The 11,891-nt window shown below is 68.9% G+C and carries 11 protein-coding genes; 2 read left to right on the forward strand and 9 right to left on the reverse strand.

Annotated features, from left to right (window positions below; genetic code table 11):
• Nucleotides 1-2: 2 nt before the first annotated feature.
• Complete coding sequence (locus ABEU20_RS14600; protein WP_420165140.1) at nt 3-2,885, forward strand: ATP-binding protein; 2,883 nt, start codon at nt 3-5, stop codon at nt 2,883-2,885.
• Nucleotides 2,886-2,889: 4 nt separating this feature from the next.
• Here ABEU20_RS14600 and ABEU20_RS14605 read toward each other — a convergent pair whose 3' ends face one another.
• From ABEU20_RS14605 to ABEU20_RS14645, 9 genes are all read right to left on the reverse strand, one after another.
• Nucleotides 2,890-3,720 carry an ABC transporter permease gene (locus tag ABEU20_RS14605; RefSeq protein ID WP_420165141.1) on the reverse strand — a complete coding sequence of 277 codons (831 nt, stop codon included), beginning with the start codon at nt 3,718-3,720 and terminating at the stop codon, nt 2,890-2,892.
• Nucleotides 3,717-4,691 (reverse strand): ATP-binding cassette domain-containing protein, encoded by a 975-nt coding sequence (locus ABEU20_RS14610; RefSeq protein WP_420165142.1) that lies wholly within the window; start codon nt 4,689-4,691, stop codon nt 3,717-3,719. The genes ABEU20_RS14605 and ABEU20_RS14610 overlap by 4 nt, the downstream gene beginning before the upstream one ends.
• Before the next feature lie 135 nt (nt 4,692-4,826).
• The gene (locus ABEU20_RS14615; protein WP_420165143.1) at nt 4,827-5,354 is read right to left on the reverse strand and encodes a hypothetical protein; all 528 of its coding nucleotides are present in this window, start codon (nt 5,352-5,354) and stop codon (nt 4,827-4,829) included.
• Nucleotides 5,355-5,587: 233 nt separating this feature from the next.
• Nucleotides 5,588-6,148, reverse strand: coding sequence for a hypothetical protein (locus ABEU20_RS14620; protein WP_420165144.1), 561 nt, complete (start codon nt 6,146-6,148; stop codon nt 5,588-5,590).
• A 378-nt stretch (nt 6,149-6,526) separates the two neighbouring features.
• Nucleotides 6,527-7,693 carry an o-succinylbenzoate--CoA ligase gene (gene menE / locus ABEU20_RS14625; RefSeq protein WP_420165145.1) on the reverse strand — a complete coding sequence of 389 codons (1,167 nt, stop codon included), beginning with the start codon at nt 7,691-7,693 and terminating at the stop codon, nt 6,527-6,529.
• A gap of 41 nt (nt 7,694-7,734) precedes the next feature.
• Complete coding sequence (locus ABEU20_RS14630; protein ID WP_420165146.1) at nt 7,735-8,037, reverse strand: DUF3349 domain-containing protein; 303 nt, start codon at nt 8,035-8,037, stop codon at nt 7,735-7,737.
• A 22-nt stretch (nt 8,038-8,059) separates the two neighbouring features.
• Nucleotides 8,060-8,458 (reverse strand): DUF3349 domain-containing protein, encoded by a 399-nt coding sequence (locus ABEU20_RS14635; protein WP_420165147.1) that lies wholly within the window; start codon nt 8,456-8,458, stop codon nt 8,060-8,062.
• Nucleotides 8,459-8,498: 40 nt separating this feature from the next.
• Nucleotides 8,499-8,771 (reverse strand): hypothetical protein, encoded by a 273-nt coding sequence (locus ABEU20_RS14640; RefSeq protein ID WP_420165148.1) that lies wholly within the window; start codon nt 8,769-8,771, stop codon nt 8,499-8,501.
• Nucleotides 8,772-8,784: 13 nt separating this feature from the next.
• Entirely contained in the window at nt 8,785-9,993 is a 1,209-nt protein-coding gene (locus ABEU20_RS14645) for an inorganic phosphate transporter (RefSeq protein ID WP_420165149.1), read from the reverse strand.
• 456 nt (nt 9,994-10,449) lie between these two features.
• Here ABEU20_RS14645 and ABEU20_RS14650 point away from each other — a divergent pair, with 456 nt between their 5' ends.
• Entirely contained in the window at nt 10,450-11,865 is a 1,416-nt protein-coding gene (locus ABEU20_RS14650) for an ABC transporter substrate-binding protein (protein ID WP_420165150.1), read from the forward strand.
• Nucleotides 11,866-11,891: the final 26 nt, after the last annotated feature.

The raw sequence follows: 11,891 nt of genomic DNA on the forward strand, positions 1-11,891 counted from the left end.
CGCTGTGGCGCGGCGAACCCGGCGCCGACATGCCCGACGGCGATCTCGCCGACGATCTGGCGAACGAGGCGGCGGCGCACCGCAGCGCACTCGACGCCGTCGAACTCGCGGCGCTCGTCGCTGCCGGACGGTTCCACGACGCGCTGCCGATCGCGCGGGCCGCGGCCGGGGCGTCGCCGCTCGACGAGGGCGCGCACGCCCTGCTCATGGAGTGCCTGCTCGGCGCGGGACGGCCCAACGAGGCGCTCGAGGTGTTCGCGGGGTTGCGGGGCCGGCTCGCGGACCGGCTGGGCGTCGACCCGTCCGCCCGCCTGGTCGACCTCAACGCGACGATCCTGCGTGGTGGACACGAGGCCGCCGGGACGGCGGCCGAGGCCGAGTCGGCCGCCGGCGCCGAGGACGCGACGCGTCTGCTGCCGAACAGGATCGGCCTCCGGGCCGCCCCCAACCCGCTGCTGGGGCGCACAGCCGATCTGGCCGCCCTCGAGCTGCTGCTCGCGTCGTCGCGCGTCGTGACGGTGCTCGGCCCCGGCGGGACCGGCAAGACCCGGGTGGCGCATGCGCTCGGCGACGAGGTGTCGGCGCGGATGCCGGTGGCACTCGTCGAACTCGCGCCGCTGCGCAGCGGCGAGGACCTGATCGCAGCCATCAGCAGCACCCTCGGCCTGAGCGAGAACGATCTCACCCCGGGCGGTCTCACCCGCGCCCGTATCCACGACGCGCGTCAGCGGTTGCGGGACGCGCTGTCGGCCAGACCGATGTTGTTGATCCTCGACAACTGCGAGCACCTGATCGACGATGTCGCCGACGTGGTGTCCGACCTCGTGTTCGCGAGCCCGCATCTGACGGTCCTCGCAACCAGCCGCGCGCCGATGGCGATCACCGCCGAGTCGGTGTATCCGTTGCCGCCGTTGGCGATCGGCGACGACGGATCCCCGGCAATCGAGCTGTTCCGGGCACGGGCGCTCGCGGTGCGGCCCTCGGTGCGCCTCGACCGCGGCGAGGTGGAGCGACTGTGCCGCACGCTCGACGGCCTGCCGCTGGCGATCGAACTCGCCGCCGCCCGGGCCCGCACGATGAGCGTCGAGGAGATCAACGCCCGTCTCGTCGACAGATTCGCGCTGCTGCGCTCCGGGGACCGCACGTCGCCCGAGCGGCACCGCACCCTGCACGCGGTGATCGAGTGGAGCTGGAACCTGCTCGAGGATCCGGAGCGTGCCGCGCTGCGCCGATTGTGCCGATTCCCCGGTGGTTTCACCGCCGGCGCCGCGGAGGCGGTCGCGCAGTGGGGCGAGATCGGCGAGGTCGCCGACGCCCTCGAGGGGCTCGTGAACCAGTCGATGCTGTCGGTCACGGAGAACCCCGAGATGCCGGGCCTGCGCTACTACATGCTCGAGACCGTGCGGGAGTTCGGCGAGGAGCAGTCGGACGCCGACGAGGCCGCCGAGGTCCTCGTCCGGACCGTCGACTGGGCGGAGCGCTTTTCCCGAGAAGCGTTCGACGACTTCATGTCCGGGCGGCAGATCGTGGCGGCCCACCGGGTGGAGGCCGAGCACGACAACCTGCTCGCCGTGCTGCGGTACGCGCACTCGAAGCAACTGGCCCGCGCGGTCTTCACGATCTTCCCGGTGATCGGCGGGATGTGGTCGATGCGGGGCGCGCACTCCGAGGTCTTCACGTGGGTGCCGCGGCTTCTCGAACTCGACACCTCCGGCTTCGACCCCGAGGATGTCCCGGGCGATCTCCTGGCGTCCGCGTACGTGCTGGCCGCCTCCCACATGGCGATGGGCGGCAAGCCGCGTGCGGTCGCGATCGCCCGGACCCGGCTGCGCCGCCTGCTCGCCACTCGGACCGACATCAGCGAGTCGTCCCGCATGTACGCCCGGCTGCTGCTGGTGCCCGGGTCGGGGCGCGGGCTGGCGCGGATGCTCGCGAAGGCAGTGCGCTCGGCCGATCCCGGGGCGCGCAGTTCCGCGCTGGTCGCGCGGGCCAATCTCCGCGAGAACAACGGGGATCTGTTCGGTTCCGAGTCCGACGCCCGACGGGCACTCGTCCTCGCGGAGGAATCGAACGACAGCTGGGGCCTGGCGATGGTGTGCCAGCACCTGGGCAGTCTGTACGCGCAGTCCGCGAGCTACGGCCGGGCGATCGGGTACTACCGGCGTTCGGCCGAGATCCTGTGGGCGATGCACCTGTACGACGAGAGCTTGCAGGTGCGCGGTTTCCTGGTGGCGGCCCTGATCGGTGCGGGCCGTATCGCCGACGCCCGCGCCGAACTCGCGGCGCTCGCCCCCGTGCACTCCGGCGCGGCGAGCAGCGGCGCGAGCAGCGATCACGACCTGCACAACCAGGCCGCGCTGTCGGCGAGCACGGCGGAGGCCGACCTCGCCGTCGGTGCGGTCGACCGCGGGCTCGCCGAGTATCGCCGGGCAGCCGGGTACGCCGGTGATCTCGACGGTGACCTGCCGGCCGATCCGTTCGAGTTGATGGTGGTGTCCGGCGTCGTGGACGCACACGTGCTCGCGGGTCGCCCGGAACCGATCGCCGAGCTGGCACTGCGGCTCGAGGCGGGCGCCGTGGCGCGTCTGGGTTCCAGGGGATACCCGGACCTGCCGCAGACCGGGGCGGTCGCCTGCGCCGTCGGCAGCTTCCACATCGCCACCGGACGCGGCGCCGCCGACCGGGCCCTGCGGCTCCTCGCCCTGGCGACGAGAGTGCGTGCACGGCAGGACTATCCGTCGATGCGTCTCGATCGCCACCTCGATGCGGCACGCACCGTCCTCGGCGACGACGTCGTCGCGGCGGCGCTGGAGTCCGCCCAGGGGGCGTCCCGCGCCGCCGCGCGCCTGGAGATCCTCGATCTCCTGGTGGCGGGGAGTTCCTGACCGGTCAGGCCTTGCGCATGTAGATCCGCACGGTCAGGGGTGCCATGATCGCGACGATCACCGCGGCACCGAGCAGTGCCCACACCGCGTGGATGCCGAAGTGGCCGTCGTTTGCGAGATCACGCACCGCCGTCACCAGATGCGAGACCGGGTTGACGTTCACGAACGCCTGCATCCAGCCCGGCATCGTGTCGGCAGGCACGAAGGCGTTGGACATGAAGGTGAGCGGGAACAGGATCATCATCGACGTGCCCTGCACGGACGAGGCCTTGCTCATCAGCACGCCCATGAGCGCGAAGATCCAGCTGATCGCGAAGGCGCACACCATGACCAGCAGCGCGGCGCACGCGACGCCGACGAATCCGCCACCCGGCCGGTAGCCCATCGCGATGCCGACGACGAGGGTGATGGTCGTCGCGATGAGGTACCGCACGACGTCGGCGACGAGTGCCCCCGACAGGGGCGCGATCCGTGCGATCGGTAGCGACTTGAAGCGGTCGAACACGCCCTTGTCCATGTCTTCGCGCAGTTGGGTGCCCGTCACGATCGACGCCGTGATGACGGTCTGCACCAGGATGCCCGGGATGATGATCGGCAGGTAGGACTTCACGTCACCGGAGATCGCGCCGCCGAAGATGTAGGTGAACATGAACGTGAAGATGACCGGCTGGATCACCACGTCGAACAGTTGCTCGGGGTTGTGCTTGACCTTCAGCAGGCCGCGGTAGGCCAGCGTGAGGCTGTGCGCGATCGCCTCGCGTAGACCGATACGCTCGGTGGCCTCGATCGTGCGGGGGTTCGCCTGCCGTGCAGGCGAAGTCAGGGTCGTCGTCATGCGGCGCTCCCTTCGGTTTCGGCGGTCTCGTGACCGGTGATGGTGAGGAAGACCTCGTCGAGGCTGGGCTTGGAGACGGTGATCTCGTCGACGGCGATCGAACGGTCCCGCAACCGCACGAGAAGATCCGCGGTGATCGAAGGGTCCGCGAGCGGCGCCGTGATGCGACCCGACTCGGGGGTCACGGTCGCCTCGATGCCCAGTGTCGCGGAGATGAGGGTGCGGGCCTCGTCGATCCGGTCGCGGTCCGCGAGTGTGAGCTGCAACGCCGAGGTTCCCACGGACGCCTTCAACTCGTCGGCGGTGCCGTCGGCGATCACCTTGCCGCGATCGATCACCGCGATCCGGTCGGCCAACTGATCGGCCTCGTCGAGATACTGCGTCGTCAGCAGGACCGTCGAGCCCTCCGCGACCAGCCGGCGGATCGTGTCCCACATCTGGGCGCGGGTCCGGGGATCGAGACCGGTGGTCGGTTCGTCGAGGAACAACAGTGGGGGACGGGCGATGAGGCTGGCCGCGAGATCGAGACGCCGCCGCATACCGCCGGAGAAGTTCTTCAACGGCTTGGACGCCGCCTCCGTCAGCCCGAACTCGTCGAGCAGTTCGGTCGACTTGCGTCTGGCGTCGCCGCGACTGAGGCCCAGCAGCCGGGAGAAGATCACGAGATTCTCTGTCGCGGTGAGGTCTTCGTCGACCGAGGCGTACTGCCCGGTGACGCCGACGAGGGACCGGACGGCGGTCGATTCGCGGACGACGTCGCGGCCGAAGATTCGGGCCTCGCCGCCGTCGGGCCGCAGGAGGGTCGCGAGCATGCGAACGGTCGTGGTCTTGCCGGCGCCGTTGGGGCCGAGCACGCCGTACACCGCGCCGGTCGGCACGGTGAGGCTCACACCGTCGACCGCGCGCTGCTGCCCGAAGGTCTTGACGAGCCCGACGGCCTCGATGGCCGGGGGTGAGGTGTCGAAGTTCATGACCTCACAGTGGCGGCAGCCGCTTGCAGCGCGCTTGCACCCGGCTTGCACGTGCTCACGCGGGACGGCCGCGCACACGAAAGGAGCCGGGGCCCGGTGTACGACACCAGGCCCCGGCTCCCGGGAAGCGCGAGGCTACTTCAGCAGGCCACCGAGCAGGCCGCCCAGGTCGAGGTCGCCGAGGCTGCCGGTGAGGCCACCGAGGTCGCCGAGGCTGCCGAACGGGTTGCCGATCGTCACGAGCGACGGATCGCCCAGTGCGGGCCGGGTGGGATCGCCGGCCGAGACGCAGCCGCCGATGAACGCGTAGATGCCGTCGTTGAGTTCGGGCGTCGTGTACGACTTGGTCTGTCCGGCGATCACGCCCTCGACACCACTGGTCCAGGAGACGAACCCGGGCTCGAGGAACTTGGTGGGATCGTCCATCAGCGCCGGTACCTTGGCGGAGTCGACCGCGACGGCGGTGCAACCGCTGAGGGGGTCGAGGTTCGGGTTGGTGAGCGTGACGGTCACGATGTTGCCGTCGACCGCGGTCTGCACCGTCGGCGGCACGAGCGGCGTGGGCTCGGCGGACGCGAGCGCGGGGGCGGCCAGGGCAGCTGCCGCGGCAACAGCCAGGCCGGCGGCGCCGCGGGTGAGGACAGCGGTGGCGTTGGTACGCATGATCGTGGCCTTTCGGGGTGGTAGGGGAGCGGCTCCTCGATCAACGGTTCGTTCGAACCGGAGACGCGATCAAGATCGCCTGCGGCACAGCATCGACGGTGAACCCGTTTTTGGCAAGCGAATCCGAACAATCGAATCCGGTACGGACGTACCGTTCTGCGGATGAAACAATGCGCGGCGGCTCGGACATCCCCGACTGGTGTCCGAACCGCCGCGCACGACTGGGTGATCCCCTACTGGACCGGCTGCGAGGATCCGGCGGAGATCGCGTCGATCAGGCTGTCGAACGCGCCCGTGGTGACGAAATCGAGGATGTCCTGGAACGCACCGTTCTGCAGGCTGCCGAACATGGCATTGTCCGGAACCGACACGATCGGCGCCTTGCTCACCTTCGGCTGCGACGGATCGGCGCTCGAGGCGCACTCGCCGAAGGCGGCGTACGCGCCGTTGGTCAGATCCGCAGTGGTGAAGGTCTTGGTGTTCGACGCGGCGACCCGTTCCGCGGTGGGCGTGCGGTACGCCGCGAAACCGGGCTGGAAGAGCTTGGCGGGATCGGCTTCGAGCTCGGAGATCTTCGTCGCGACCACGACCACCGCACCGCATGTCACCGTGGAGTCGGTGTTGGTGTTCTGCACGGCGACCGAGATGGTGTTGCCCGCCACGGTTGCGTCGACGACCGGCGCCTTCACGACGGGCGTCGCGCCGGCCAGGGCCGGTGCGGCGATTCCGGTGGCGGCAATGGCGGCAATACCGATAGCGCTGCGGCCGAGCAGGTTTCGTGCTCGAAGGTTCATTCACTACCCCTTGTTGGAAACATCCGTGCGAAGAGTGACCGCGGCGCCTTGTCCCCGACTTCCAAGATCACTTGCGAAAGCATCTGGCCTGCGTCAACTTTGCGCAACACATAGCCCGTGCCCGGGTAAGGAATCTCCCAGGTCGAGGGAACCTAAGAACGGTTCTTACCGGTCGGTAACGACAATTGATCAGCGGATATCTGTGCGACGCGGGCGTGTTCGCGTGTTCATAACGATTTCATCTCGGTCCAGAGAGGGTCTGGACTTTTCAATTGCTTGTTCAACTACCTGTGCGGACCACGCCAATTGGTGTGCGCTGAGCGAGAATCCGGCCCCGCTGGGGTCCGGGAAAACTCGTCGTCGTTACCGCTTCGAGGCCTAACGGTTCCAGGCCGACCGCAGGGCTTCGCGATCGATCTTCCCCGGCCCTCGCAGCGGCAGGGCATCGACCAACCGGATCTCGCGCGGTGCCGCGGTGGGGTCGAGTGCCTCGCTCACGTGAGCGCGCAACTCCTCGGCGGTCGGCACGCGCCCGTTCTCCGGCACGACCGCCGCCACCACGCGCTGCCCCAGTCGATCGTCGGGCAGACCCAGTACGGCGCACTCGCGCACCGCCGGATGGTCGGCGAGTACCGACTCCACCACCTGCGGCACGACGGTGAGCCCGCCGGTCGAGATCGCCTCGTCGAGCCGACCGCGGATCGTGAGGACGCCGTCGACGAGGGCGCCGGCGTCGTCCGTCCGGAACCATCCCGGCTCCGCGAACGCCGGGTGGCCGGGCAGTCCTCGGTAACCCGACGCGACCATCGGGCCGCCGAGCAGGACCCGGCCGTCGTCGGCGATCCGGACCTGCGCGCCGTCGAGGGGTATTCCGTCGTACACGCACCCGCCGCACGTCTCGCTCATGCCGTACGTCCGCACGACTCGGATCCCCGCACCCTGGGCCCTGCGGAGCAGGGGGAGGGGGGTGGCGGCGCCGCCGAGCATGACGGCGTCGAGATCGGCCAGCGCCGCGGTGGCCGCCGGGTCGTCCAGCGCCTTGACCAACTGGGTGGGAACCAAAGACGTGTACCGGCGCGGCCCGGTCAGCGCCGCGACCGCCGCGGGCAGTTCGGCCGGATCGAAACCCTGCGTCACGTCGACGATCACCGGGGTGGTGCCGGCGAGGAGGCCGCGCAGCAACACCTGCATGCCGGCGATGTGGTGTGCGGGCAGCGTCAGCAGCCAGGCGCCGGGACCGCCGAGACGGCGATGCGTCGCGTCGCCGCTCGCCCGCAGTGCCCGAGAGGTGAGGAGTGCACCCTTCGGGACGCCGGTGGTGCCCGACGTCGCCATCACGAGCGCGACGTCGTCGGCATCGGGGACGTCGTCGATCGGTTCGCCGGGGCGCAGGGCGTCCGCCAGCCGGGCACTCTCGCGGGCGTCGCTCTCCGGTACCGGCAGTAGCGGCGGGCCCTCACCGCGCAGCGCGCGCTCGAGCCGAGGCAGGATCGACTCCACCGCGGGGCCGGCCGGGACGGGGAGCGGGTGCAGCAGCGGACTCACCCGTCGATCGTTTCACGGAGCGCCGAGTGCGGCTCGGAAGGTCAGCCGAGCGGGGGCCCGGCGAGCGGCCAGCCGCCGGCCGCGAGGTGGGAGCGCACACGGTCGACGTCGGACTCGAGCGGCATCTCGTTCGTGATCTTGGTGATCAGGACCTGGATGTCCGTCTTCGAGATCGGAAGGTCGCCGTTCTCGACGAGGGCTGCCGTCACCAGATCGACCTCCTCCTCCGACAGTCGGCGGGTGAGGAGGGCGAACAGCGGCACGTAGTCCTGCTCGGGCACGCCGTTGGGGTACCCGGCGCGCAGCCAGTCGATGATCGAGGAGAGAAACGGAGGCAGGCTCAATGGTGCTCCTGAACTCGGTCCGTCAGCTCCGGGTGTCCGGTGCTTCCTTGTCTGTTTCCCGGCCGTGGTCGGCAGCGGCCGCCTCGGCCCCGGTGCCGTCGGTGTCGTCGCCGACGACGGGCCAACCGCCCGCGACGAGGCGGTCGGTCACTCGGCAGACGTCCTCCTCGGTGGGCTCCTCGTGGATGACACCGGCGATGATGCCCTTGAGTGCGTCGTAGTCGACGTACCGATCGGGGTGTTCGTGAGCCGTCGCGATGGACAGTTCGACGATCTGTCCGATCTCCTCGTCGGTGAGGCGGCGACCGAGCACCGCGAGCAGGGCGAAGTGATCCTTGGCCGGAATGCCCTCCGGATAGCCGGCGCGCAGCCAGTCGAGTACCGAACGGAGCGAATACTTGCTGTTCACGGATGCGATCACTTTCACGAAGGAGCGGGGGTGGGGTCGGTCGGGGCCCCGCTCAGAAGACGTGGATGCCGAAGCTGCTTGCCAGGAAGTTCTGCATCAACATCAGTATCCCAGCGATGATCGCGATCAGCACGACGGCGAAGCACGCGGCTGCGCCGACCTTGCCGGCGGTGGTCGCCGTCGACGTACCGTCCGGGTTGGTCCGCGCACCCGCGGACAGTGACTTGAGCCCCAGCGCGAAGATCGCCGGGAGGCCCGCGCCGAGGAGCAGCCCCACGAGCACGACCTGCCACAGCGAGTTGGCGGTCTGCGTCAGTAGATCCATCGGTCGTCTCCTCTCAGGGGTTGCTGCGGGTCGTGGCGTCGGCGTCGGCCTGGAGTTCGGATCCCGCCGCGGTGCCCTCGGTTCCGACGGACGGGCCGCCTTCCCACTCGGCGTTGACGTTGGTGGGATCGATCGGCTGGCGACGCGAGCGCAGGTACATGAAGACCGACAGGGCCACGAGGAGCGCGAACACGACGAGCACGCCCGGGAGCCCGCCGATCAGATGGGCCAACGCCCAGCAGATCGCGCCGACGATGCCGGCGGACGGGAGCGTGATCAGCCACGCGACGGCCATCCGACCGGCCACGCCCCAGCGCACCTCGGCGCCCCGACGTCCCAGGCCGGTGCCGAGGATCGACCCGGTCGCGACGTGGGTGGTCGACAGCGGCAGACCCAGGTGGCTCGACGTGAGAATGATCGCGGCCGACGACGACTCGGCCGCCATGCCCTGCGGCGCGGCGATCTCGACCAGGCCCTTGCCCAGGGTGCGAATGATCCGCCAGCCGCCCAGGTAGGTGCCGAGCGCGATCGCGACGGCGCAGCTGAGCTTGACCCAGAACGGCATCTCGGCGTCCGCGGAGATGGAACCGTGCGCAACGAGCGCCAGGAAGATCACGCCCATCGTCTTCTGGGCGTCGTTGGTGCCGTGGGCGAGCGAGACGAGCGACGCGGTGCCGACCTGCCCGATGCGGAAGCCCTTGCTCTTGGTGTCCTCGGGAACGGCGTGGGTGATGCGGTAGATCAGCTTGGTGCCGACGGCGGCGACGAGCGCCGCGACGACGGGGGCCAGCAGCGCGGGCAGGATGACCTTGCCCATCACGCCGCCCCATTCGACGCCGTTCATACCGATCGAGGCGATGGCGGCGCCGATGAGGCCGCCGAAGAGAGCGTGCGAGGAGCTGGACGGCATCCCGAACAGCCATGTCGCAAGGTTCCAGAGAATGCCGCCGACGAGGCCTGCGAACACGATCAGCAGCAGCGCCTCGCCGCTGACGGATCCGAGGTTGACCACACCTTTCGCGACCGTGGCCGCGACCTCGACGGAGAGGAACGCGCCGACCAGGTTGAGGGTTGCAGAGAGTGCCACTGCGACCTTCGGTCGTAGTGCGCCGGTGGCGATGGACGTGGCCATCGCATTTCCGGTGTCGTGGAAGCCGTTCGTGAAATCGAAAGCGAGGGCAGTGACGACCACTACCAAGAGAACGACGAGCTCTGCGGTCACAAGCGAATTGTGCGTATCGAAGGCGCAAAAGTACAGCGAGCAACCGGCGAACAGACGGTGCGCATCACCACATTCTGCTATCACCTCGCACGACGGTCGCCGGAGTGTGTCGACACTCACCTTCGGAAATCGGTGTGTCGGGCCTCACCCGGGGGTCTCACTCACCGGGACCGGCCTCCAGTGGGGGGTGTGACGCTCGTTACGGTCCTCGCCACCGGGAGCGAATTGTCCCGGTGGATGGAGTTTTCGGAGAGGTCGGTGGCGGGAACACGGCGCGATCGGGGCGCGCCGTTCCCTTCCTTCTTTACCTAAGCAAAGTATTTGCCTTACCTAGTTTTGGCGAAACGCTCGGGTGAGGCCGCACGCGTGTCATCGCCGCAGCTCATCCCTGGTTTTCGCTCTGTTGGTTCGACCCCGGCCCGGTCGCTCGGGCACTGAGAAGGAGAAACACCGACCGTGAAGAGAAACAAGACAGCCAAGCTGGTCGTGGCGCTCGCCGCGACCGCGGCCCTGGTCTCGGCCTGTGCCGGCGACCGCGGCGGCGACGCCGTCGTTCCGGGCAGCGGCGATTCGGGCAACAGCAAGTCCACCTCGTCCGCGGACGCCGAGTTCGGCACGCTGGCATCGCCCTGCGGCGAGGGCGACGCGAAGGGCGCGACCGAGCAGGGTGTCTCCGACACCGAGATCAAGATCGGCTACGGCGACGACCGCGGCTACGCGAAGAGCCCGGGTCTCAACAAGGAGATGTCCGACGCCGTCACCGCGATGATCAAGTGGTGCAACGAGCAGGGCGGCATCAACGGCCGCAAGATCGTGGGCACCGACTACGACGCCGCGATGACGCAGGCGAACGCAGTCATGCAGGACGCGTGCCGTTCCGAGTTCATGATGGTCGGCCACGGATTCGCCATGGATGCGACCGCCGAGCAGACGCGCGTGGCCTGCAACATGGCCGCCGTGCCGGGCTTCACGGTGTCCCCGGACGCCGCGAACGGTCCGATGTCCTACCAGGGTGTGCCCTTCCCCGTCGACATCGCCAACGCCTCGGCGTGGTTCCAGATGGGCGAGATGCACCCCGACATGAAGAACGACTTCACGCTCATCGGCTCGACGATGCCGTCGATCATCACCTCGCTCGCGAAGACGTCGTCGATGGCGAAGGCCGCCGGCTTCAACCTCAAGGACTGCGGCGTCGTCCTCAACTACGAGGGCGAGGCCAGCTACGTCCCGTTCGCGGAGAAGATCAAGCAGTGCGGCGCCAAGGGCATGTGGACCTCGCGTTCGCCGGTCCCGAACGAGTTCAACTTCTTCAAGGCCGTCGACCAGGCAGGTCTCGACCCGATCATTTTCGGTGAGGCCACCTGGTACGCGAACTCCGCCCAGGCCTTCAACAAGGACAGCGGTCTGCTCGACAACCTGAACGCCGGCATGGCCTTCCAGATGCTCGAGAACGACAACGATCCGGCCGTGAAGCAGTACAAGGATCTCGTGACCGCGGGCGGCGGCAAGACCGCGCTGCTCGGTATGCAGGCGACGTCGTCGTTCCTGCTGTGGGCCACCGCGGCCAAGGAGTGCGGCTCCGATCTGACCCGCCAGTGCATGATCGACGAGCTGTCGCAGATCCACGAGTGGGACGGTGGCGGCCTGCACGCCACGATGGACCCGGGCGCCAACATCCCCGCGCAGTGCGGACTCATGGTCTCGCTGAAGGGCGCCGACTACTCGCAGGCGTTCCCCGCCGACAAGGGCGAGTTCAAGTGCGACCCGGAGTACTTGATCAAGACCGACAAGGCCACGTGGGGCACCGAGCTCAACGAGGACCGCGTCGCGACCAAGTACCTGAACCCGAACGTGATCACGCCCAAGGCCTGATCCAGCTCGCCGTCCGGTCGACGCCT

Source organism: Rhodococcus parequi (assembly GCF_046042785.1).
Lineage (GTDB): Bacteria > Actinomycetota > Actinomycetes > Mycobacteriales > Mycobacteriaceae > Prescottella > Prescottella parequi.

Bases quoted from the DNA above. Each gene is read 5' to 3' on its own strand.
- ABEU20_RS14640 (WP_420165148.1), bottom strand. From the start codon at position 8,771: ATGGATCTACTGACGCAGACCGCCAACTCGCTGTGGCAGGTCGTGCTC.
- ABEU20_RS14610 (WP_420165142.1), bottom strand. From the start codon at position 4,691: ATGAACTTCGACACCTCACCCCCGGCCATCGAGGCCGTCGGGCTCGTC.
- ABEU20_RS14615 (WP_420165143.1), bottom strand. From the start codon at position 5,354: ATGCGTACCAACGCCACCGCTGTCCTCACCCGCGGCGCCGCCGGCCTG.
- ABEU20_RS14605 (WP_420165141.1), bottom strand. From the start codon at position 3,720: ATGACGACGACCCTGACTTCGCCTGCACGGCAGGCGAACCCCCGCACG.
- ABEU20_RS14620 (WP_420165144.1), bottom strand. From the start codon at position 6,148: ATGAACCTTCGAGCACGAAACCTGCTCGGCCGCAGCGCTATCGGTATT.